Origin of the sequence: Aliirhizobium wenxiniae, from assembly GCF_019511445.1 — a bacterium.
GTDB classification, from domain to species: Bacteria; Pseudomonadota; Alphaproteobacteria; order Rhizobiales; family Rhizobiaceae; genus Neorhizobium; species Neorhizobium wenxiniae_A.
Map to the genome: position 1 here is coordinate 59,346 of NZ_JAEUAN010000027.1, position 22,976 is coordinate 82,321.

The following is a 22,976-nucleotide window of genomic DNA, read 5'->3' on the forward strand; positions in this document are numbered from 1 at the left end:
CCATGTTCGATCCATTGAACCTTCAGGTCTTTGCCAATCACACCCGCGCGGCGGCCGAAAACATGGCCTATACGCTACAGCGCACCGCCCATTCCGCCTTCGTCAAGGAGACGGAGGATTTTACGGTGATGCTGATCAACCGTAACGGCGATACGTTCGGCGTGCCGATGGGGCTCGGCGCCACATGGTATCCGGGGCTCACCTATACGCGGGCGATCGATATGGTCGCCGATTACAAGCCCGGCGATGTGGCCTTCACCAACGATCCCTATTCCTGCTTCGTCGCCACTCACGCGCCCGATACGCATCTCTGGAAGCCGGTCTTTTACGAAGGCGAAATCATCGCCTGGACTGGCGGCCATATCCACAATACCGACATGGGCGGGGCCGTGCCGGCATCGCTCTCTCGCGCGCTCACCGAAATCCATCAGGAGGGCATCCGATTTCCGCCGATGAAACTGGTCAATGAAGGGGTGTTCGACGAAGACATCCTGAAGATCATGACCACAAATGTGCGCAAGCCTGATCTTAATATCGGGGACATCAAGGCGCTGGTGGGGGCGCTCAATACGGGCGAGCGCAAAATCCTCGCCATGGTCGAAAAATTCGGCAAGGAGGCGTTTCTCGAAGGTGCGGAGGTCTTGCTCGACCATGCCGAGGCGCAGGCGCGAGATATTTTGCGCTCCATGCCAGATGGCACCTATGTGTTCGTCGACTATGCCGACGAGGATTCCGTCGAGGCCAATCCATGTCGGCTGAAGCTGACGTTGACGATCAAAGACGATGAGGCGATCCTCGATTTCACCGGTTCCGATCCGCAGCTCGGGTCTTCGCTCAACGTTCCTTCCGGCGGCGATCCGCGGCACACGATGCTGCTCGTCGGCGTCTATTATGTGCTCTACACGATCAATCCGAAGATCCTCTTGAATACCGGCATCACCCGTCCGTTCACCTGCATTGCGCCTGAGGGCAGCGTGTTGAACCCGATCTCGCCGGCGGCCGTCGGCATGCGGTCTCTCACTTGCGCCCGTTTGCGCTCGGTCATCTTCGGCGCTTTCTGCCAGGCAGTACCCGAGAGACTTCCTGCCGCGCCCGCGGGCAATAATTGCATCGTCAACGTGATGACGACGGACGAGCGAACGGGGCGTACGGTTATCGCGGCTGTCAACCCGGTTGTCGGCGGTGGTGGCGGCATGCCGCATCGTGACGGCACCAATGGCTCCGGTGCCGATGCGGCTTACCTCAAGAACACGCCGATCGAGATTACCGAGACTGAAGTGCCGATCGAGTTCGTCAAGTATGGACTGGCCAAGGACAGTGGCGGCGCTGGCCGCTGGCGCGGAGGGTTGGCGACCGAGATGGCGTTCCGGGTGTTCAGTCCGGGCAGCCGCATCACCGCGCGCAATCGCGACCGCAGCTTTTTCCGCCCCTGGGGGCTGCTCGGCGGCAAGGCTGCCGGCCTGTCGGACATGGTGTTGAACCCCGGCCGGGATGACTATCGCCGGCTCGGCAATATCGATACCGCCATCCTGCAGCCCGGTGACGTGCTGGAAATCCGATCGGCAGGCGGCGGCGGGCGCGGCAACCCGCTGGAACGTGAGGTCTGGCGTGTGGTGCGCGATGTCGACCGCGGATATGTTTCTGCAGAGGCCGCAGAACGCGACTATGGGGTCGTCATTCGTGATGCCGTTCTGGATGAGGCCGCGACGGAGAGCCTGAGGGCGTCGCGCTCCACACCCGTCGGTCATTTCCACTACGGCCCGGAGCGTGATGGCTATGAAGCGCAGTGGACGCCGGCCGCCTATGATCTCCTGACCGACATTCTTGCCGGATTGCCGATCCACTGGCGTTTTTTCACCAAAACGGAAATCTTCCGCCGGATGAAGGGGCGTGTCGGACCGGAAGGTGTGTCTGCTGCGCTTTCCGATGTGCGTGCGCGCTTCAAGGAAATGCCGGAGCCGTTGACCGCGACTAAGGAGGCTGCGGAATGAAACCGCACCCGCGAACCGGGCGAATTGTCCGATTGTCGGAAACGGCAAGACCGCGGGTGCATTTTCATCTCGACGGATCGCCTTGCGAAGCTCTGGCAGGGGACACGGTTCTCACTGCGATCCTGTCCTGCGCCGATAATCTACGGCAATCCGAATTCGGGCCGGAGAGGCGGGCAGGGTTCTGCCTGATGGGCGCCTGCCAGGATTGCTGGGTATGGCAGGCGGATGGGGGGCGTCTCCGTGCCTGTTCGACGCTTGTCACGGACGGCATGCGACTGCTGACCGAAGCGCCTGGAGGATGGCCGCTATGACTTCGGTTGCGGAAAAGGTCGTCATCGTTGGTGCGGGACCGGCGGGCATTCGAGCGGCTGAAATGCTGGTGTCAGCGGGCATAAAACCTGTGATCATCGACGAGGGGATAAGGGCAGGTGGACAGATCTATCGCCGGCCGCCGGATGGTTTTATCCGCTCGCCGCGCGAACTCTACGGCACCGAGGCCGAAAAGGCCGTTGCGCTGCATACGCTATTTGATCGTATGGTTGCTGACGAACAGGTCGAATACTATCCGCAGAGCTCGGTTCTGGCATGTGCGAACCGGACTCTGCATGCGTTGACGCCGTCCGGACGGCGCGAGTTCGGCTATAACAGGCTGATTCTTGCGACGGGTGCCACAGATCGCCTTGCACCCGTTTCGGGCTGGCAGTCGCCCGGCGTCTATAGTCTCGGCGCGACCCAGATCGCCTTGAAGGCTCAAGGGGTAGCGCTCGGGCGAAAAATCGTTCTCGCCGGATCGGGGCCGCTTCTGACACTCGTCGCAACGCAATTGCTGAAGGCCGGCGCAGAGATCGCGGCGGTTCTCGATACATCGTCAATGGCTACACAGATGACGGGCTTGCCGGGCATGCTGGCGCGACCGGGGCTCGTGCTGCGCGGGCTTCTGATGCGCGCGAAACTTGGCCGGCTCTATCATGCGGGGGTGAGAAGTCTCGGGATCTATGCCGACGAGCAAGGTCCCGTCCGTATTCGCTGGCGGAACGCGTGGGGTGCAGAGCGGGTAACCGATTGCGACATGGTGGGGATCGGATGGCATTTGCGGGCCGAGACGCAGCTTGCAGGTCTTGCCGGCTGCCAGTTCGACTACGATGCCGACTGGGCGCAATGGCTTCCGCGCACCGACCGAATGGGACGCGCTGCGGAAGGAGTTTATCTCGCCGGCGAAGGTCTGAGGATACTCGGGGCGGATGGGGCCGAGGTTGCCGGTCGACTTGCTGCCCATGCCTGTCTTTACGATATGAGATTACCGGTGCCGGACAGTTCTGCGGATCTGCGCCGGATGGCGCGGTATGAGCGTTTTGCACGCGGCATGGCGCGGGCCTTTCCCTGGCCGGCGGAGATGGTTCGCAAGACGTCTGACGACACCGTGGTCTGTCGCTGTGAGGGCATTACCGCAGGGCAGTTGCGAGATGGTGTCGATTACGGCGGCGCCGAGGCCAACCGGGTCAAGTCGCTTGCGCGGGTCGGTATGGGGCGCTGTCAGGGGCGCTACTGCCAGTTGGCCGGTGCCGAACTGATTGCCGACAGAGCAGGGATTTCCGTCTGTGAAGCTGGGCGATTGCGGGAACAGGCTCCGGTACGGCCTGCCCCGATTGGAGCCTGGGTTCGTGATGCCTGACCGCGTGGATCAGTGACCGAGATTTCCGGCCTTGGCGAGGACCGAGGCACAGGCCTCGCGAATATTGTCGCGCATGGCGAGATGACTTCCGGTGAGCGGTCTGTCGCGGCTCGTCAGCAGCGCGATCGGGACCATGGTCTTATGGGACATCGGCTTGCGGACAAGGCCGGGAAACTGGTCCCATGGAAGCAGCCCGTCAACCACGGCGACACCATAGCCATCGCGCACGAATGGCAGTGCGGTCAGCGAGATGTCGATTTCGATCGCGGGGTTGAACATCTGCTTTTCGGCTGCGGCAGCACTGAGCAGCATACGGCCGGGATAGGTGCCGGCCCGGTAGGAGATCAGCGTTTCCTTCTGCAGGTCGGAGAACGTGATTTGGTCACGTTCGGCCAGGCGATGACCTTCCGGCAGGATACAGATCAGTTCCGTATGGCCGAGCGTCTCGACGTCGATGCCCGGTCTTGGGGTGTTGTTCATGACGATCCCGAGTGCGGCATCGCCGTTGCGGATCATGTCGACGACATTGACCAGCGGTGCGATGAGAGAGCGGATCACGACATCCGGATGGGCCTCGCGGAAGGATGCAAGGGCTTTCGGCACGATCGACATTGCAGGCGGCGCGGAGGCTGCAACGCGAATGATGCCGGTGCGGCCGTAACGCATGTCGGTCGTGTGCCGCCTCAATGCGCCCAGTTCGGAGAAGATCCGCTCGCATTCGGGATAGATTTCCTCCGCCTCACGGGTCGGTACAAGCTTGCCGCGGACGCGATTGAAAAGCTTGAAGCCCAGCTGGTCTTCGGCATGAAGCAGGATCTGGCTCAGCGCCGGCTGGGATATGTTCAGCATGGCAGCCGCGCCGGTCACGGTGCCGCTGCGCATCAGCATGCAGAAAACTTCCAGTTGACGTGCCTGCATACGCTTTCCGTGTTCTCCGGTTCGGGCTCAATCTACATCAAAGGGTGATCGCTCAGAAGTCTGCCACCTTGCCCCATGAAGACCGCTCGAAGCGTTCGGGGCGGTAGGGAACCGGATCGACGATGGGCTCGGCTCCGGTGATGATATCGGCGATCAGGTGGCCGGCACCCGGACCGATACCGAAACCATGACCGCTGAAGCCTGCCGCGAGCACGAGGCCGGGAACCGCCATGGTCTCGCCGATCGCGGGTACGCCGTCCGGCGTTGAATCGATATATCCCGCCCAGGCCGCCGTAACCGGGCGTCCCTTCAGATCGGGCAGGAGTTCCATGGCGCGCTCGTAGGTGAGTTTGATGGTGTTGCGGTCCACTGTGGGGTCGAGAATGCGCATCTCTTCCATCGGCGTACGCCGGTCCAAACGCCATTTCTTCAGGCTCTCGTGGCCGCTACGGATGCCCTCCATGCCGCCGCGCGAAAGGCTGCGCCAGCGACGTATGAACATGGGAAGGAATTGTGCTGCGAAACGCAGGTTCTGCGCCGTCGGATCGACGCGACCGCGACCGCTGATCGCCAGCGTGTGACCGCCATCGCCGCGCCTTGTGATGGATACGTGCGCCGTGTGGAGCGCGTCTGGAAGGTTGTCCTGACCTTGGTCTTGGTTCGGGCCGACCGACAGGATGGACGAGCGGATGGAGGCCTGCGGGAAACGAATGCCGAGCTGGCGGCAAAAGGAGGAGGCCCAAGCGCCGCCGGACAGGATCGCGACCTTGGTTCTGATTGTTCCATGTTCGGTGACGACGGCCGACAATCTTCCGCCTTCCATCTCGATGCCGCGGGCCGCGCAGTTCTGGTGCACGGTGCTGCCCAGTTTCATGATCGCGCGGGCAACGGCGGGGGCGGCATTGGCGGGATCGGCCGTTCCATCTGTCGGCGAGAATACGCCGCCCTTCCATGCGCGTCCGGTCGCCTTGCCGCGTTCGGCGGCCTCGGCGCTGTCCAACATATGGGTGGTGACGCCGACGGTTTTGGCGAAATCGCGCCATCTGGCCCAACCGGCAATTTCGTCTTCGCTATTGCTCAGATAAAGAAGGCCGCAACGGCGAAAGCCGGTGTCTTCTCCCGTTTCCGCCGCGAAACGTTCCCACAGATCAAGGCTCTTTGTTGCCATCGGGAGTTCACGGGCATCACGGTTCTGCTGCCGGCACCAGCCCCAATTGCGGCTCGATTGTTCAGCGCCGACATGGCCTTTTTCAACCAGAGCAACCTTCAGTCCGCGCTTTGCCAGATAATAGGCGGTGAAGACGCCGACGATGCCGGCACCGATAACGACCGCATCGGCGGATTGCGGGAGGTCCTTGGATGACGGGACGAGCGTGAGCGGGGCTGGCATGGCATTTCTCCTTGTCGATGCCAGCATAGCGAGACGGGCATGCCGCTGGTTGCCGGACAGATGGCATGGACGGCATTAAATGCTGCATCGATGGCGACAAGCGGATTTTTCTGCCGGTCTGCCTGCTGCACAATGGAATAGACAAGCATCTTCATGGTGTTAAGCTGATTTTCGAAAACAGGCAGAATAAAATGCTGCCACATGCCGATCACAAGGGGAGATCGCAAATGAAGCTCGACCGCATTGATATCAAGATTCTCTACGAACTGCAGAAAAACGGCCGCATAACCAATGTCGAGCTTGCCGAACTGGTCAATCTCTCCCCCAGCCCATGCCTGATGCGGGTGAAGAAGCTGCAGCAGGAGGGCTATATCGAAGGATATTCGGCCCAGATCAATATCGGCAAGCTGGGGCAGACCCTGACCGTGTTTACCGAGATTACGCTCAAGAACCATCGCCAGATCGATTTTGCCCGCTTTCTTGCGGCTGTCGAGAAAGTCGATCAGGTGATCGAATGTCATCTGGTTTCAGGTGGTTACGACTATCTGCTAAAATTCGTCACCGCCGGCATCGGCGAATACCAGACGATCATGGAACGGCTGACGGACATGGATATCGGTATCGACAAATATTTCAGTTTCGTTGTGCTGAAATCGCCGATCGTGAAGGCGCATATGCCGCTGACCAGCCTGTTTCTGGTGTAACACGATCTGCTTTTCGAAAATGATCGTTGGCTTTTGCAATCCGGCGGTTTTGGCGTTCACGCGTGTGCGTAGGCCTTCACCAATTCCGGGTCGCGTTCCAGACTGTCGAGCCAGGTGGGGTCCAGCTTGGGCACCGAGGAAAACAGCAGTTGCGAATAGGGATGCTGCGGAATTTTGGAGATAGCCGGGGTGATCTGCTCGACCTTCTTTCCATGGTACATGACGACGATCTCGTCGCAGATGGCCTCCACCACAGACAGGTCGTGGCTGATGAAGATGTAGGACAGCGAAAGCTCCCGCTGCAATTCCTTCAAAAGATCGATGACGGCAGCGGCTACCACCGTATCGAGGGCCGAGGTGATTTCATCGCAGAGGATGATCTTCGGCTCGGCGGCGAGCGCGCGGGCAAAGTTGACGCGCTGTTTCTGGCCACCCGAAAGCTCGGCCGGCGTCCTGCTGCGCAGCGCCTTCGGCAGATGCACCATGTCGAGCAGCTGATCGATACGGGCGCTGCGCTCTCTGCCTTTCATGCCGTGATAGAAGGTGAGGGGGCGACCAAGAATATCCTCGATCGATTTTGCCGGATTGAGGGACGTATCCGCATGCTGAAAGACGATTTGCAATTCGCGAAGCTGCTCATGGCTTCTCTGTCTGGCCGAGGGGGCCAGTTGCTGGCCATCGAGGGTCAGCTTGCCGGATGAGGCTGGAAGGATGCCGGCGATCGAGCGGGCAAGGGTGGATTTTCCGCAGCCGGATTCACCGATAATGCCGAGGTTGCGACCCTTCTGCACCGTGATGCTGGCCTCCTGGACGGCACGCACCAGAGGCAGACCATCATCCTGAAGAGGGCCATAGCCTGCAGTCAGGGCATCGATCTCAAGCAATGGCTTTGCTTCCTGCGCGAGATCCGCGTGATCGCCGCGCGGCTTGGGTTCGAAGGCCGACAAAAGTTCGCGCGTGTAGGGGTGCTTGGCGTCGTTGAGGATGGTCTCGGTGGAGCCGACTTCCTGTACTTCGCCGTTGCGCAGCACGAGAATGCGGTCGGCGATCTGCGCAACGACAGCCAGATCGTGCGACACATAGACCCCGGCAATGCCGCTTTTCTTCATCACGGACTTGAAGGCGCGCAGGACCTCGATCTGTGTGGTCACATCGAGTGCGGTCGTAGGCTCATCGAAAATCACCAGTTTCGGATCGCTGATCAGCGCCATGGCGGCGGCAAGGCGCTGCAACTGGCCGCCCGAGACCTGATGGGGATAACGCTCACCGATCTGTTCGGGGTTAGGGAGGGAAAGTGCCTTGAACAGGGATATGGCCTTCTGCCGTGCTTCCGTCGGCGGCATCAGCTTGTGGATATGGGTGACCTCGACAACCTGATCGATGATGCGCTTGGTCGGATTGAAGGCGGCGGCAGCCGATTGCGGCACGTAGGATATGTCACGTCCCCGGATCGTGGCTCGCTGGCGCTCGCTCAAGGTCACCATTTCCTTGCCGGCAACATGGATGCTGCCACCGGAAATCCGGCAGCCGGTGCGGGTGTAGCCCATAAGGGTCAACGCGATCGTAGTCTTGCCCGAGCCGCTCTCGCCGATCAGTGCGACGATTTCTCCAGGCGCTATATCGAGATCGACGCCCTTGATGATCTCCAGGCGGCGGCCGGAATCGGTGGTTGCTTCAACTTTCAATCCGCGGATTTCGACGAGGTTTTCCATTCACACACTCCGGTCGCGGATCTTCGTGGGCAGGTTGTCGATCAAAAGATTGACGCTGATGGTGAGGCTGGCGATGGCAAGCGAAGGCACGATGACTGCCGGCGCACCGAAGGGCAGGCCGCTGATGTTCTCATGGACCAGCGCACCCCAATCGGCATAGGGCGGCTGCACGCCGAGACCGAGGAAGGAAAGGCCGGAGAGAAGCAGCGTGATGAAGACGAAACGAATGCCGAAATCTGCAAGCAGGGGGCCGATGATGTTCGGCAGGATTTCGGAAAAGATGATGTAGAGGATGCTCTCGCCACGGGTGCGGGCGACGGTGATATAGTCCATCGTGTTGACATTGACCGCAAGCGCTCGGGCAAAACGGTAGGCGCCGGGCGTATAGATCACTGCCAGCATGACAATCAGCACGTTGATCGAGGAGCCGATCGCGGCGGCGACCACCAGACCTGAAAGCTTGCTTGGGATGGAGTTGAGCGCATCGAGAAAACGGCTGAGAACCGTATCGAACCAGCCACCGATGACGGCTGCCGCCATGCCCAGCGCCGTGCCGGTGAAACAGGCGATGCAGACCGCGGCAAGCGAGATGCCGACCGTATAGCGCGCTCCCATCATTAGTCGCGAGAGCATGTCGCGGCCGAGATAATCGGAGCCGAGCAGCAGCTTGCCGCTCATCGGGCCGAAATAATCCTCATCGACGATTTCGCCGATCGGGTAGGGGATGATGTGCGGGGCAGCGAGCGCGATGACCGCCCAGAAGAGGATGATCGCAAGCCCGATCATTCCGACCCAACTGAAGCTGTAGCTGAACTTGCTCGACAGGGGCGTGGATAGGGTCATGTCAGCGCAGCCTCGGGTTGGCAAGAATGGCAACGATATCCGCAAGCGTGATCAGTGCGAGATAGCCGATGCAGAAGATGATGGCGCAGGACTGGATGAGTGGCAGGTCACGCGTCGACACGCCATCGACCATCAGCTTGGCAACGCCCGGATAGTTGAAGATGGTCTCGACGATGATGACGCCGCCGACGAGATAGGACAGCGACAACGCGATCGCATTGGCGATCGGGCCAACGGCGTTCGGCAGCGCGTGATAGAGCACGGCGCGCGGACGTGAAGCGCCTTTGAGAAGTGCCGCTTCAACGTAAGGCGTGTTGATCGTGTCGATGACTGCGGCGCGGGTCATACGGATCATCTGTGCCGATACGACAAAGGCGAGGGTGATGACCGGCATGGCATAGACTTTCAGCACCTGCCAGAAGGAGGTTACCTCGTTGGCGAAGGAAAGTGCAGGCAGCCACTTGAGATAGACGGAAAAGACGAGGACCGCGGAGGTGGCGATCATGAATTCGGGCACGGAGATCACGCCGATCGTCATGATCGTGACGAACCGGTCATAGAACGAGCCGCGAAACATGGCGGCCGTAATGCCGAGCGTCAGTGCGAGGGGGACGGAAATCAGTGTGGTGATGCCGGCAAGGCGCATCGTGTTGACGAAACGGCCGCCGATCAGGTCCGCGACCGCGACATTGTTGACGTAGGACGTGCCGAGATCGCCCTGCGCCAGACCGGTGAGCCAGCGGAAAAAGCGAAATACGGCAGGCTCATCGAGATGCATGGCGGCGCGAAGACCTGCCACGGCTTCTGGTGTGGCGGCCTGCCCGAGAAGGATCGTTGCGGTATCGCCGGGCAACATGGCCGTTGCGAAGAAGACTGCGAACGAGACGATCAGCAGCGTCAGACCTGCGATGAGAAGCCGGTGCACAATGAGATTGAGTACGAATGTCCTCAAGATCGGCTCCCTGATTTTGAGAGTTTCCAATCCCCGGCATAATTCCGCCTGAAGCTGACTGATGCCGGAAAGCGTGGCACGAATGGCAGGAGACTTGTGTCTCCCGCCATCATGCATGAAGGTCAGGCGTCGAGCCAGACGTATTCGGCAAAGGCATAGCCCATCATGCCGCCAAGCGGGTTGGCCTGAAGGCCTTTCAGCTTTTCGGTAATGGCATCGACATTCGAGATGTAGACGGGAATGATCGTGCCTGCCTCTTCCGCGATCATGACCTGCATCTGGCCGTAGATTTCCTTGCGCTTGGCTTCATCGAGAAGGCCGCGCGCTTCGACCAGCATGCTGTCGAATTTTTCCGACTTGTACTGGCTTTCGTTCCACGGAGCGTTCGATGCATAGAGGAGCGAGAAGAGGATATCGGGCGTCGGGCGCGGGTTAATATTGCCGAAATGGATCGGCGCCTTCAGCCAGTAGTTCGACCAGTAACCGTCATTCGGCACACGCTGGACATCGAGGTTCATACCGATTTCAGCGGCCGACTGCTGCACGATGGTCGCCATTTCGACGGCCGAGGTGGCGGCGTCGGAGGTGATGACCGGGATCTTCTGGCCCAGAACGCCGGCCTTTTCGAAATGGAACTTTGCCTTGTCCGGATCGAACGCCTTCGGCTTGAGTTCCGCATTGTGATAGATGCTGGCCGGCGACACCGGCTGGTCGTTGGCGACCTCTGCCAGACCGCGCAGGACCGATTTCTGGATCTGCTCGCGGTTGGTGATGTATTTCATGCCGGTGATGAAGTCGCCCTTGTCGCCCGGCGTCATGTCGAGGCGGATATTGAGGTCGGTATAGTTGCCTGATGTCGTCTTCGAGAGCACGAAGCCGGGCTGGCTTTCGACAAGGCGCATCGAGCGCGGCTTGATCGAAGCGGCAAGATGGATGTCGCCGGAAAGAAGTGCGTTAACGCGGGCATTATCGTCCGAAATAGCGAAGAATTCGAACGAGTCCACATGGGCGCCGCCGGATTTGAAGTAGTTCGGGTTCTTGGCGAAGATCGACTTCACGCCCGGCTCGAAGGTTTCGAGCTTGAAGGCGCCTGTGCCGATACCTTTGGAGAAATCGGTCGTGCCGTCCTGGACGATCATGAAATGGTGCTGGGACAGGATGGTCGGAAGGTCGGCGTTCGGATTGGCGAGGACGATTTCAACCGTCAACGGATCGACCGCCTTGACGTCGGTGATCTGTTTGGCAATCGCGTTGACCTTGGAACCGACGGCCGGATCGAGGTGACGCTTCAATGAGAAGACAACGTCAGCGGAGGTCAGCGATTTGCCGTCATGGAAGGTGACGCCCGAGCGCAGCTTGACGGTCCAGGTTTTGGCGTCCGTGCTTTCGACCTTTTCGGCAAGTTCCATCTGCGCAACACCCGCCTGGTCGAGGAAAGTGAGGCGATTATAAAGGGCGCAGCAACGAACGTAGTCGGTGGAAAGGGAGGCTTTTGCCGGATCGAGCGTATCCGCGGTGGAGGAGGACCAGCCGGCCGCCTTGAGGTTGCCGCCGCTCTTCGGGGTAGCCGCGATGGCATCCGATGCCCGGCCGAGGATAAAGCCGCCGGCGGACATGGCGACGCCGCCCGCAAGCATCATGCTCAAAAGTTCGCGCCGGGTGGCTCCGCGGCGAATGGCATTCTCGACCATTGCATCGTCCGATGCGGTCCAGTTGGTGATCTTGTTATGCATGTCATTCCCCTTTTCACCGTTGGCGGGCGGCCGGTCTTCAGCCGGCTTGGCCCGATGTTATGGATATCGTCGATTGTCAGCTTTCGTTGGCAACCCTCACGGCTTCGGCCAGTTCGGCCATCGAAGTGAAGTGGTAGTCGGGCTTGGTGAATTCGGCAGGCTCGATCGTGCCGCCATAACCCTTCTGCGCATGCCGGCGCTGTATCCAGCAATTCGTCATGCCAAGCTGCCGCGAGATGCCGATGTCATGATACTGGCTCTGGGCAACGTGAAGGATATCATCCTTGCTGGCGCCCTCGCTGGACACGAAATCGAAGACCTGATGGAAGAAGGCCGGATCGGGTTTCTCGGTGCCGGTATCATCCGCGGTGAAGGCGGCGTGAAACGGATTGCCGATTTCCTTGGAAAAGAACTCGAAGGCCCAGCGGCGCGCATTGGTCATCGCGATCAGGTGATAATGCTGTTTCAGGTCAGCCAGCGCCTTGACGCTGTCCGGGAATGCCTTCCAGGTCTTTGCGGAATCGCGCAGGCGTTCGCCGTAGGCCTTTTCGGCAGGCAGGCCGAGTTTAGGCGCGATCAGCAGATAGACGCGAACCAGATCATCAGGGAAGAGATCGGTGGCGTCCGAATAACGTGCGGCACGGTAGAGCGCGAGCGCCTCTTCGCCATCGACGTCAACTCCATTTTCCGCGCCGATCTCCTTGAGGCAGGACGTCAGCCCACCTTCGAAATCGATCAGTGTACCCACGACGTCGAAGGACAGATATTTGAATGTTGTCAGAGGTCTCGTCACGTTAGCATCCCGGTTTTCAGGGCAGATGGCAGATCGTTTCGCCAAGCGCCGTAGATTATGCTGTTCCGCGCCCTTCTTATTTCCCCCTCCCTTTGCGGGATTTATGGGGTTTTGGGCCTTTGTGAGATTGAAGTGTGACAGTTTGGCCCCGCCATTTTCTCCGAATTGGCGGGGCAGTGCGGCAGAAAATTCCGAAAATCGCCCGTTGGCAGTATAAGGGCTGCGGCGAAATCGCGGCTCAGTCCTTCACAGCCTTTCGGACATCCGGATCCTCCAATGTCTGATTGAGGGTCTTCTCCGTCCGCTCGATGATCGCATCGATCTCGTCATCCGTGCAGCAGAGCGGCGGCGCATAACCGAGAACGCCATTGGCAAAGGCGCGGATCACCAAGCCATTGTCCCAGGCGCGGTCGAAGACCCGCCGCGCGGGGGCTGCTTCGGCGGGAAGCGGGGTCTTGGCGACCTTGTCGGTCACGAGTTCGACGGCTGCCAGCATGCCGCGACCGCGGACATCTCCGACCAGAGGATGCTCTCTCAAACCTTCGAGACCGGCCATAAGCCGTGCGCCTGCCTTGATGCCGTTTTCGAGCAGGCCGCCTTCTTCATAGAGTTTCAGGACTTCGAGGCCGACTGCGGCACTGACCGGATGGGCGGAATAGGTATAGCCGTGACCTACTGCTGAAGCACCGGCGCCATCGGCGATCACCTGATAGACGTGGTCGGCCATAAACACGGCGCCCATCGGGACATAGCCGGATGTCAGGCCCTTGGCGGTCGTCATGAAATCGGGAACGATTTCATCCTCGGTGCAGGCGAATAACGGACCCGTGCGACCGAAACCGGTGATGACCTCGTCGGCGACGAACAGGATGCCGTATTCCTTGCATAGATTGCGCATTGCCTTCAACCAGCCCTTGGGCGGAACGATGACGCCGCCGGAGCCCTGGATCGGTTCGGCATAGAATGCTGCTACCCTGTCGGCTCCGATCGTCTCGATCTTGCTTTTCAGCTGGGCAAGCGAGGAGTCGATGATCGCCAGCGGATCCTGACCGACCGGATTACGATAAGGGTAGGGCGACGGAATCTTGTGCTGCCATTCGAAGGGGATGTCGAAGCCCGTGTGGAAGTTGGCAAGTGCCGTCAGGCCCGCACCAACCGTCGAGGAGCCGTGATAGCCCTGCTCGATGGAGATGAACTGGTCACGCTGCGGCTGACCCTTGGCAATCCAGTAGTAGCGGATGAAGCGGACCGTGCTGTCGACTGCATCCGAACCGCCGAGCGTGAAATAGATATGCTTGAGATCGCCCGGCGCGCGATCGGCCAGTTCCGCGGCGAGGCGGATGGCAGATTCGGAACCCAGTCCAAAATAGGCTGTCGCATAGGGCAGTTCACGCATCTGCCGTGCGGCGGCCTCCACGATCGAGTCATGACCGTAACCGGCATTGACGCACCAGAGGCCGGCAAAGCCGTCGATCAGTTGATGGCCGCGGGCATCGGTGACGGTTGCGCCCTTGGCGGATGCGAGGACCCGCACACCCTGCTGTTCATGGCCGCGATAGGAGGCGACCGGATGGACCAGATGGGCGCGATCGAGTTCGATGAGAGAATTTCTGAGCATGATGTTCTCCGGATCAGCCGAGGGCCTGGTTGGCGAGGGCAAAGGTTTTCGCCGTCAAGGCGGCGGATGGAACGGGAAGAGGGCGCGACATGGCGATGCCGCCGCCGACATGGGCAAGGGCGTGTTCCGAAAGCCAGGAGGAGAGGCCGGCCGCGGCAGTGGTATCTACCCGAACGAAGCTGCCTGTCCGTTTCGCCAGGAAATGAGACACGAGTGACTTGGCGTCCTCGATATTGCCGGCGACCACGGGGCCAATGACCTCGCCGCGACCGAACGCGCGGATGCAGGCGAAACCGGTAATGGTATCGCCCGAGCGAATGACAGCGAACTCGCCGATCTCGAAGAGCTTGGTCATGAGTGCTGTGCGGTCGGCGCCAAAAGCCTGGCGGTCGAGTGCTGTTATCGCGGGCAAGTCGTCAGCCGTTGCGGCTTGCGTATTACCGCGAGATTGTGCGGATGCGACAGTTCCCTGGTGTTGGAGAATCGTGCCGGTTTCGCGAAATCCGAGCTTTTCATAAAGGGGAAGCCCGTCGCTTGTGGCGATCAGGCGAAGAGGCCGTGTACCGCCGATCGCCAGCGCCGCATCCATCAACCGACGGCCAAGTCCACGGCCACGCATGGTGGAATCGACGATGACCATGTTGATCGTCGCGCAGTCCAAACCATAAGGCGTGAGGAGAGCGGTACCGACCACGTTGCCGTTCTCCTCAACGGCAACCACGCCCTCGCTCAATTGCAGGGCGACTTGCCAGTCTTCCGGACGGTGCGGCCAGCCGGCCTCCTTTGAGAGACGAACGGCTGCCGCCAGATGTTCGGCGGCAAAGGCCTTGATCTCGATGTCACCCATCTGCATGGACGATGCTCCCTTTTCTATCCTCGAGTTTCGGGGGGATGAGGCCGGACGATTATCCGAAGGCAGTGGCTGTCACGATATCTTCCGCCAAAGCCGCGGCGTGTCGCCGCATGTTATGCTGTGTCCGGATTTTTCCGGTGCAGTTCGGGTGATCCTGACCTCGCACTCACGGGCAGTTCTGCAACCAAATGCCAAAGCGGTGGCCGCATACGGAACTTTCTGCTTCGAATAGCGGGAAATCAGTCGGCAGACGCGCGAGAAGCGGCTCTATTATCGGTTATCACCCGAAAGGCCAGCCAGGCCCTCAAAGGCCCCGACGCAAGGATGAAGCGCATGACAACCTTCCGCCCGAAATACATCACCTTCGATTGCCATGGTACTTTGATCAACTTCCAGATGGCGGAAGCGGCGCGCGACCTTTATGGCGACCGCCTGGACGAACCGGCCATGCTGGAATTCATCAAGAATTTTTCAGGCTACCGGTTCGACGAGATCATGGGTGCATGGAAGCCCTATGCGGATGTCGTCTACAACTCGCTGGAACGGACCTGCAAGCGCAATGGCGTCACCTTCAAGGACGAAGATGCCAAGATGGTCTATGAGCGCGTCCCGACCTGGGGGCCGCATGCGGATGTGCCGGCAGGGCTTGCGAAGGTTGCCAAGGAAATTCCGCTGGTCATTCTCTCCAACGCCATGAACGACCAGATCCCTTCCAACGTCGCCAAGCTCGGCGCTCCATTCCATGCCGTTTATACGGCCGAGCAGGCCAATGCCTACAAGCCGCGCTTCCAGGCCTTCGAATACATGTTCGACATGCTTGGCTGCGGCCCGGAAGACATTCTTCATTGCTCCTCGTCCTTCCGCTACGACCTGATGTCGGCGCATGATCTCGGCATCAAGAACAAGGTCTGGGTCAACCGCGGCCATGAGCCGGCAAACCCCTATTACGGCTATACGGAAATCGCCGACATTTCCGGCCTGGCCGGCGTCGTCGGGCTCTAGGAGGGGCCGAGGCTGATGAAATACGTCTCTTATTGGCATGATACGGCATCCCGCTTTGCGGGAGCCGTTCAGGGACAAGTCGAGGGTCATTACGATGTGGCCGTCATTGGCGCCGGATTTACCGGACTTGGCGCGGCACGGCAGCTGGCAATGGGGGGCGCCAGGGTCATCGTGCTTGAGGCAGATACCGTCGGCTTCGGTGCTTCGGGTCGCAATGGCGGCCATCTGAACAACGGCCTTGCCCACAGTTACCTTGCGGCCAAGCAGGAACTGGGCAAAGAGCGGGCGATCGCGCTTTACAAGGCGCTCGACGATTCGATCGATACGCTCGAGGCGATAATTGCCGAGGAAGGCATCGACTGCAATTTCCGCCGCGCTGGCAAGCTGAAGCTCGCCTCCAAGCCGCAACATTTCGCAGGGCTGGCGAAGAATTTCGAGGCGGTTCATGCGGAAGTGGATCCGGATACGGCGTTGCTTTCGCCCGCGGATCTGAAGAGCGAGATCGGCTCTCCTTTCCACGGCGCCATGCTGTCGAAGAAAAGCGCGATGATGCATATGGGACGTTATGCCGTTGGCCTTGCGGAGGCTGCGGCGCGACGTGGTGCGGTGATTGTCGAGAATGCGATGGTGACGGAACATTCGCAGGCCGGTGGCCGGCACCGCCTGAAAACCGCCAAGGGTGTCGTGACTGCCGACAACGTGTTGATGGCGACCGGCGCCTATACGACGCCGAATTTCGGCTATTTCCGCCGGCGCATCATGGCCGTCGGCAGTTTCATCATTGCGACCCGGCCGCTGACGGATGCGGAAGTGGCCGCCACCATGCCGGGTAACCGCACCTGCGTGAACACGATGAATATCGGCAATTACTGGCGCTTGTCGCCGGACAACCGGCTGATCTTTGGCGGCAGGGCGCGGTTTTCCGCCACATCCGACCAGCGCTCGGATGCCAAGAGTGGGGAAATCCTGCGCGAGAGTCTCGCCCGGATCTTTCCGCAGCTCGCCAAGGTCGAAATCGACTATTGCTGGGGTGGTCTCGTCGATATCACCAAGGACCGTTATCCGCGTGCCGGTTATCATGACGGGCTGTGGTACGCGATGGGCTATTCCGGCCATGGGGCGCAGCTTTCGACCCATCTCGGCATGACGATGGCTGATGCGATCCTCGGCAAGGCGGACAGAAATCCGGTGAAGGATCTCGACTGGCCGGCAGTGCCGGGGCATTTCGGCAAGCCATGGTTCCTGCCGTTTGTCGGTCTCTATTTCAAGATGCTCGACAAGATCCAGTAAGCCGAGTTCAGTCCGGCAATCGATGGCTTAAACAAAAGGGTGGAGTTGCATGCGCTCCACCCTTTCTGCTGTGCGTTCGACTCAGCTCAGACCACCCATGTGAAATGTCTTCACTTCCAGATATTCGTCGATGCCGAGCTGCGAGCCTTCGCGGCCGAGGCCGGATTGCTTGACCCCGCCAAACGGTGCGACCTCGGTGGAGATCAGGCCCGTATTGAGCCCGACCATGCCGAATTCGAGCGCCTCGCCGACACGCCATGCCCGCTTGAGGCTTTCCGTGTAGAAATAGGCGGCGAGCCCGAAGGGCGTGCCGTTGGCGATCGCGATCGCTTCGTCTTCCGTCTCAAAACGGAAAAGGGGGGCGACAGGGCCGAAGGTTTCCTCACTGGCAAGTTGCATGTCGACGGTTGCGCCGGTCAGCACGATCGGAGCCGTATACTGCCCGCCGGCTGGAAGCTCCGGCTTGGCGGAGATGATCGTCGCACCCTTGGCGAGTGCGTCCTCGACGTGGCGGTTGATCTTGGCGATTGCAGCACTGTTGATCATCGGGCCGATCGAGACGCCTTTCTCCGTGCCGGGACCGACCTTCATGGCATTGACCCGTGCCGTCAGCTTTTCGGCAAACCGATCGTAGACGCCGGACTGCACCAGGATCCTGTTGGCGCAGACGCAGGTCTGGCCGCCATTGCGGAACTTGGAGATGATCGCGCCTTCGACGGCCAGATCGAGGTCGGCATCGTCGAACACGATGAAGGGCGCGTTGCCGCCGAGCTCCAGAGACAGGCGTTTGACGCTGTCGGCCGCACCGCGCATCAGCAGCGAGCCGACCGGTGTGGAGCCGGTAAACGAGATCTTGCGCACCGTTGCATTGGCCATGATCTCGTTGCCGATCTCCTTCGGCATGCCGGTGACGATATTGACCACACCGGCCGGAATTCCCGCCATTTCGGCAAGTACACCGAGTGCCAGCGCGGAATAGGGAGTGAATTCGGATGGCTTTACGACGACGGTGCAGCCGGCGGCGAGCGCCGGGGCGATCTTGCGGGTGATCATCGCATTCGGAAAATTCCACGGGGTGATGATGCCGCAGACGCCGACAGGTTCCTTCAGGACGATGATGCGGCGATCGGGCGTCGGCGACGGGATGGTCTGGCCACCGATACGGCGGGCCTCCTCGGCAAACCATTTGACGAAGGAGGCGCCGTAGCGGATCTCGCCGCGCGCTTCATCAAGGGGCTTTCCCTGTTCGGTCGTGAGGATCAGCGCGAGATCCTCGATATGCTCGATCATCAGGCCATACCAGGTTTCGAGCAGTGCTGCGCGTTCCGCATGGGTTTTCTTTTTCCATGCCGGATAGGCCTTGTCGGCGGCCTCGATCGCTGCGCGGGTCTCCTCACCGCCCATATCTGGAACGGTGCCGATGACCTTCTGGCTTGCGGGATCGGTGACATCGACCGTCTTGCCGGAATGGGCGGCGCGCCATGTTCCGCTGATCAGGCCTTGCTGACGGAACAGGGATGGAAGGTTCAAATTCTGCATGGGTCCTGTCCTTGGTCCTGTCAGATTGCCGCAAGCAGCGCGGTGGTAATGGCGTCCGTCCGGTCCTTGCCGGGGACAGTGCCGATACCGCTCGCTGTGGTGGTTTCGATCGCCTTCATCACCGTGGCGGCGGCTTGCCTCTCTCCCAGATGGTCGAGCATCATGGCGCCGGACCAGACGGTGGCGATCGGGTTTGCTATACCGAGATGGGCGATATCGGGCGCTGACCCATGCACCGGCTCGAACATCGAGGGAGCGTTGCGCTCGGGATTGATGTTGGCAGAGGCGGCAAAGCCGAGGCCGCCCTGGATGGCGGCGCCGAGATCGGTCAGGATATCGCCGAATAGGTTCGAGGCGACCACGACATCGAGACTTTCGGGTGACATCACCATGCGCGCCGCCATGGCGTCGATGTGATAGCTGGCTACCTCGACATCAGGATATTCAGCCGAAAGCTCTCGGGTGACGTCATCCCAGAACACCATCGAATATTTCTGGGCGTTGGACTTGGTGACCGAGGCGAGCTTGCCGCGACGGCTCCGCGCCTGTTCGAAGGCGAATCGCAGGATGCGCTCTACGCCCGTGCGGGTGAAGATCGAGGTCTCGACGGCGACTTCATCGGCACTGCCCTGATGAATGCGGCCGCCGGCACCTGAATATTCGCCCTCGGTATTTTCGCGGATGCAGAGAATGTCGAATTCGGTTGCCTTGAGCGGACCTTCCACGCCCGGCAGCAGCCGGTGAGGGCGGATATTGGCATATTGCACAAAACTCTTGCGGATCGGCAGAAGCAGGCCGTGCAGGGATACGGAATCCGGGACTTCCGCCGGCCAGCCGACGGCTCCGAGCAGGATGGCGTCGAAGCCGCGCAGGGTCTCGATGCCGTCCGCCGGCATCATCGCGCCGGTTTCCTTGTAGAAGGCGCAGGACCACGGGAATTCCGTGCCCTTCAGCTCAAACCCGTGCTTGCCGGCGGCCTTCTGCAGCACCGTCCATGAGGCCGAAGTCATGTCGCGGCCGATGCCGTCGCCGGGGATCAGGGCTATCCTATGTGTCTTCATGTTCTTCATCCTCAGAGACTGATCAAGACGCTCTTGCTTTTACGGTTGGCCTGGAACGCTTCGCGGCCGAGATCCTTGCCGATACCCGACTGCTTGTAGCCGCCGGTCGGCAGGATATGGTCGCGCGAGCGGCCGTAGCGGTTTACCCAGATGGTGCCGGCCTGCAGGCGCCGGGTCAGCCGGATTGCGCGCGAAAGATCACTGGTGAAGAGGCCGGCGGCGAGGCCGTAGCTGGGATGGTCAGCCAGCGCCATGGCTTCCTCCTCGTCCTCGAATGTCTGTAACGTGAGGACGGGTCCGAAAATTTCCTCGATCACGGCAGGAGAGGCCTGGTCGATGCCGGCAAGCAGCGTGGGTGCATAGAAATAGCCAGGAACATCCATGGTGCCACCGCCCGTCAGGCATTCCGCACCTGCTGCGACCGAGGCCGTGACGATCTCATCAATGCGCTGGCGTTGCCTATCGGAGATGATAGGGGAATACTGGCTTGCCGCATCCCATGTGGGACCCGGCACGATGGTCTTCATCTTCTTCAGGATAGCGTCAATCAGTGTGGCCGCGGCGCTTTTCTCGACGATCAGGCGGGAACCCGCGACACAGGCCTGTCCGGCATTGCTGGTGATGCTTGCCGTCACTGCCGCTGCCGTCTTTTGTATATCGGCGTCGGCGAAGACGATCTGCGGGCTTTTGCCGCCAAGTTCCAGTGTCATCGGCTTGACGCCGGTGCGGGCAATATTTTCCATGATCGCCGATCCGGCGCGTGTCGATCCGGTAAAACTCACCTTGGCGATGTCGGGGTGCCCGGTAATGGTATTGCCGGTGGTCATTCCGTCGCCGAGCACGATGTTGATCAGGCCTGCCGGTATGCCGGCCCGCACCGCCAGTTCCGCCAGGTAGAGCGTGGAGAATGGGGTCATCTCGGACGGCTTGAGCACGACGGCATTGCCCGCGGCGAGTGCGGGGCCGAGTTTCCATGCAGCCATGTTGATCGGAAAATTCCACGGGGTGATCGCACCGACCACACCATAGGGTTCCGTCATGATCATGCCGAGATTGCCGTCATCGGTCGGCACCAGATCGCTTCCCTCCTTGTCGGCGAACTCGGCGAAGAAGCGGATCTGTTCGGCGGAAACGGCGATATCGCCTGCGACCAGCTGGCCGACCGGACGGGTCGAAGATATGGCCTCCAGCCGAGCCAGCGTTTCCGCCTCGTCTTCGATAAGATCGGCCCAGCGGTGCAGGAGGTTCAGGCGCTCACGCGGACGGATGCCGCCCCAGTTGCTGCTCTTAAGCGCCGATTTTGCCGTCTGCACGGCCTGATCGACGAGATCGGGGTCGGCAATCGGGCAGCCGGCATAGGCCTTGCCGTCGGAGGGGCGGTGCATGGGAATGACACCCTCGGCAGCGACAAGCCGATCGCCGATGAAATGCCCCACAGGCAAGGTCAGGCTGTCGGGATCGAAACTCAGGCTCATTGCCATGCCTCCGGTTACGTGACGACACTACCGTAGTGCGCGCGTTACTTGTCGATGGACTTTCGGCAAATGGCCGAAAGTGGCGCGGCTTGATGATGAGGCCGCGCCGGATGTCACTTCAGGGCGTGACGGTGATGTAGATCTTGCGAACGGTCTCGATGGTCTTCCAGACGCCGACGAAACCGGGCTTCATGACAAAGCTGTCGCCGGCCTTGTAGACGACCGGCTCGCCATCCTTGGGGGTGATTTCGACGACGCCGGAAATGATGTGGCAGAACTCGAAGGTCTCGCCCTTGATCGAATGGGTCAGGCCGGGGGTGGCTTCCCAGACACCGGTATGGATCAGCTCGCCATGCGCCTCATCCTGAGCCCAGGTCTTAAACTGCGGATTGCCGGAGATCAGCCGCTCGGGCGTCGGCGTGTTTTCACGCGGTGGGAAAGATGGGTTCGTTTCAATGGTCTTCAGGAGCGACATGGGTGTCCTTTCGAGGTTGACGGTTCAATAGCCGCGACGTCTGTCGACAAGGCCGATCGGATCCTGCCCGGCGCGGAGCCTCTTGACATTGTCGATCACGGCGCGCGCGGCCGTATGCGGTTGGGTAATGCTGGCGATGTGCGGTGTGAGCAGGATTTTCTCATGCCGCCAGAAAGGATGGCCGGCGGGGAGCGGCTCCGGGTCGGTCACGTCGATCACGGCTGCGGAAAGCTGACCGCTATCCAGCGAGGCGAGCAAGGCGTCGTGATCGAGTTGTGGGCCGCGCCCGACATGAACCAGGCCTGCACCCTTGGGCATCGCGCTAAAGAGGTCGGCGTTGAGGAAGCCGCGTGTCTCCTCCGTCAGGGGAAGCAGGCAGATCAGGATATCTGTTTCGGCCAGCATGGCCTTGAGGCCATCCGCGCCGCTGTGGCAGCGGACGCCGTCGATGCTGCGCTCCGACCGGTTCCAGCCGGAGAGGGGGAAGCCGAAGGGTTTCAAACGCTCCAGCACGGCCTGTCCGAGATTACCGAGGCCAAGCACGCCGATGCGGCGATCGGCGGCCTGGGGTTGCGGCAAGACCCTCCACGTTTCGGCCTTTTGCTGCTGCAGATAGGCGGGCAGGTTGCGGTGAAGGGACAGAACGCCGAGCACCACATATTCCTGCATCATCCGCGCGATGCCTTCTTCGATCATGCGGACGATCTTCACATGTTCCGGAACCCGGTCGGTACTGAACTGGTCAATACCGGCGCCGGTGGAAAACAGCACTTCGAGATTGCGATAGCGCGAAAGATTGTCCGGAACGGTCCAGGTGATGAGGTAGCGAACGGCATCGGGATCGACGGTCGCCGGATCCATCGAATAGGGCAGGTCGGGAAGTTCACGGGCAAAAGCCTCCCGGAAAATCTGGCCGCGCGCCGCATCGGAATGGAAGAGGAAGGTCATGGCATTG

The 22,976-nt window shown here is 60.6% G+C and carries 20 protein-coding genes; 6 read left to right on the forward strand and 14 right to left on the reverse strand.

Annotation, left to right across the window (positions count from 1 at the left end; all coding sequences use genetic code 11):
* The first annotated feature begins 2 nt into the window (after nucleotides 1-2).
* From JNB91_RS25850 to JNB91_RS25860, 3 genes are read left to right on the forward strand one after another with little or no spacing between them, the layout of a single operon-like run.
* Nucleotides 3-1,991 carry a hydantoinase B/oxoprolinase family protein gene (locus tag JNB91_RS25850; protein WP_220328358.1) on the forward strand — a complete coding sequence of 663 codons (1,989 nt, stop codon included), beginning with the start codon at nucleotides 3-5 and terminating at the stop codon, nucleotides 1,989-1,991.
* The gene (locus tag JNB91_RS25855; protein WP_220328359.1) at nucleotides 1,988-2,302 is read left to right on the forward strand and encodes a (2Fe-2S)-binding protein; all 315 of its coding nucleotides are present in this window, start codon (nucleotides 1,988-1,990) and stop codon (nucleotides 2,300-2,302) included. The genes JNB91_RS25850 and JNB91_RS25855 overlap by 4 nt, the downstream gene beginning before the upstream one ends.
* Nucleotides 2,299-3,663 (forward strand): FAD/NAD(P)-dependent oxidoreductase, encoded by a 1,365-nt coding sequence (locus JNB91_RS25860; RefSeq protein WP_220328360.1) that lies wholly within the window; start codon nucleotides 2,299-2,301, stop codon nucleotides 3,661-3,663. The genes JNB91_RS25855 and JNB91_RS25860 overlap by 4 nt, the downstream gene beginning before the upstream one ends.
* A 9-nt stretch (nucleotides 3,664-3,672) precedes the next feature.
* Here JNB91_RS25860 and JNB91_RS25865 read toward each other — a convergent pair whose 3' ends face one another.
* Nucleotides 3,673-4,581, reverse strand: coding sequence for a LysR family transcriptional regulator (locus JNB91_RS25865; protein ID WP_220328361.1), 909 nt, complete (start codon nucleotides 4,579-4,581; stop codon nucleotides 3,673-3,675).
* Nucleotides 4,582-4,633: 52 nt separating this feature from the next.
* Nucleotides 4,634-5,971 (reverse strand): NAD(P)/FAD-dependent oxidoreductase, encoded by a 1,338-nt coding sequence (locus JNB91_RS25870; RefSeq protein ID WP_220328362.1) that lies wholly within the window; start codon nucleotides 5,969-5,971, stop codon nucleotides 4,634-4,636.
* A gap of 227 nt (nucleotides 5,972-6,198) precedes the next feature.
* Between JNB91_RS25870 and JNB91_RS25875 the strand changes: the two genes are divergently transcribed.
* The gene (locus JNB91_RS25875) at nucleotides 6,199-6,675 is read left to right on the forward strand and encodes an Lrp/AsnC family transcriptional regulator (RefSeq protein WP_220328388.1); all 477 of its coding nucleotides are present in this window, start codon (nucleotides 6,199-6,201) and stop codon (nucleotides 6,673-6,675) included.
* Between the two features lie 56 nt (nucleotides 6,676-6,731).
* On the opposite strand, the gene JNB91_RS25880 is transcribed toward JNB91_RS25875, so the two are convergent.
* The 7 genes from JNB91_RS25880 to JNB91_RS25910 form a co-directional block, all read right to left on the reverse strand.
* Nucleotides 6,732-8,387, reverse strand: coding sequence for an ABC transporter ATP-binding protein (locus JNB91_RS25880; RefSeq protein WP_220328363.1), 1,656 nt, complete (start codon nucleotides 8,385-8,387; stop codon nucleotides 6,732-6,734).
* On the reverse strand, nucleotides 8,388-9,230 hold the full coding sequence (locus JNB91_RS25885; RefSeq protein ID WP_220328364.1) for an ABC transporter permease: 843 nt from the start codon (nucleotides 9,228-9,230) through the stop codon (nucleotides 8,388-8,390). It lies immediately after the preceding gene.
* A 1-nt stretch (nucleotide 9,231) separates the two neighbouring features.
* Entirely contained in the window at nucleotides 9,232-10,182 is a 951-nt protein-coding gene (locus JNB91_RS25890; protein ID WP_220328365.1) for an ABC transporter permease, read from the reverse strand.
* Between the two features lie 122 nt (nucleotides 10,183-10,304).
* On the reverse strand, nucleotides 10,305-11,915 hold the full coding sequence (locus tag JNB91_RS25895; protein ID WP_220328366.1) for an ABC transporter substrate-binding protein: 1,611 nt from the start codon (nucleotides 11,913-11,915) through the stop codon (nucleotides 10,305-10,307).
* Nucleotides 11,916-11,991: 76 nt separating this feature from the next.
* On the reverse strand, nucleotides 11,992-12,708 hold the full coding sequence (locus JNB91_RS25900; protein WP_220328367.1) for an HAD-IA family hydrolase: 717 nt from the start codon (nucleotides 12,706-12,708) through the stop codon (nucleotides 11,992-11,994).
* Between the two features lie 238 nt (nucleotides 12,709-12,946).
* Nucleotides 12,947-14,326, reverse strand: coding sequence for an aspartate aminotransferase family protein (locus tag JNB91_RS25905; RefSeq protein ID WP_220328368.1), 1,380 nt, complete (start codon nucleotides 14,324-14,326; stop codon nucleotides 12,947-12,949).
* Between the two features lie 13 nt (nucleotides 14,327-14,339).
* Nucleotides 14,340-15,179 carry a GNAT family N-acetyltransferase gene (locus tag JNB91_RS25910; RefSeq protein WP_220328369.1) on the reverse strand — a complete coding sequence of 280 codons (840 nt, stop codon included), beginning with the start codon at nucleotides 15,177-15,179 and terminating at the stop codon, nucleotides 14,340-14,342.
* 333 nt (nucleotides 15,180-15,512) lie between these two features.
* Here JNB91_RS25910 and JNB91_RS25915 point away from each other — a divergent pair, with 333 nt between their 5' ends.
* Entirely contained in the window at nucleotides 15,513-16,181 is a 669-nt protein-coding gene (locus JNB91_RS25915; RefSeq protein ID WP_220328370.1) for a haloacid dehalogenase type II, read from the forward strand.
* 15 nt (nucleotides 16,182-16,196) lie between these two features.
* Entirely contained in the window at nucleotides 16,197-17,471 is a 1,275-nt protein-coding gene (locus JNB91_RS25920; RefSeq protein ID WP_220328371.1) for an NAD(P)/FAD-dependent oxidoreductase, read from the forward strand.
* 81 nt (nucleotides 17,472-17,552) lie between these two features.
* On the opposite strand, the gene JNB91_RS25925 is transcribed toward JNB91_RS25920, so the two are convergent.
* The 5 genes from JNB91_RS25925 to JNB91_RS25945 form a co-directional block, all read right to left on the reverse strand.
* The gene (locus JNB91_RS25925; protein ID WP_220328372.1) at nucleotides 17,553-19,010 is read right to left on the reverse strand and encodes an NAD-dependent succinate-semialdehyde dehydrogenase; all 1,458 of its coding nucleotides are present in this window, start codon (nucleotides 19,008-19,010) and stop codon (nucleotides 17,553-17,555) included.
* 20 nt (nucleotides 19,011-19,030) lie between these two features.
* Complete coding sequence (locus JNB91_RS25930) at nucleotides 19,031-20,071, reverse strand: tartrate dehydrogenase (protein ID WP_220328373.1); 1,041 nt, start codon at nucleotides 20,069-20,071, stop codon at nucleotides 19,031-19,033.
* Nucleotides 20,072-20,082: 11 nt separating this feature from the next.
* Complete coding sequence (locus JNB91_RS25935; RefSeq protein WP_220328374.1) at nucleotides 20,083-21,546, reverse strand: aldehyde dehydrogenase family protein; 1,464 nt, start codon at nucleotides 21,544-21,546, stop codon at nucleotides 20,083-20,085.
* A 118-nt stretch (nucleotides 21,547-21,664) separates the two neighbouring features.
* Complete coding sequence (locus JNB91_RS25940; RefSeq protein WP_220328375.1) at nucleotides 21,665-22,021, reverse strand: cupin domain-containing protein; 357 nt, start codon at nucleotides 22,019-22,021, stop codon at nucleotides 21,665-21,667.
* Nucleotides 22,022-22,045: 24 nt separating this feature from the next.
* Complete coding sequence (locus JNB91_RS25945) at nucleotides 22,046-22,969, reverse strand: 2-hydroxyacid dehydrogenase (protein ID WP_220328376.1); 924 nt, start codon at nucleotides 22,967-22,969, stop codon at nucleotides 22,046-22,048.
* Between the last annotated feature and the right edge of the window lie 7 nt (nucleotides 22,970-22,976).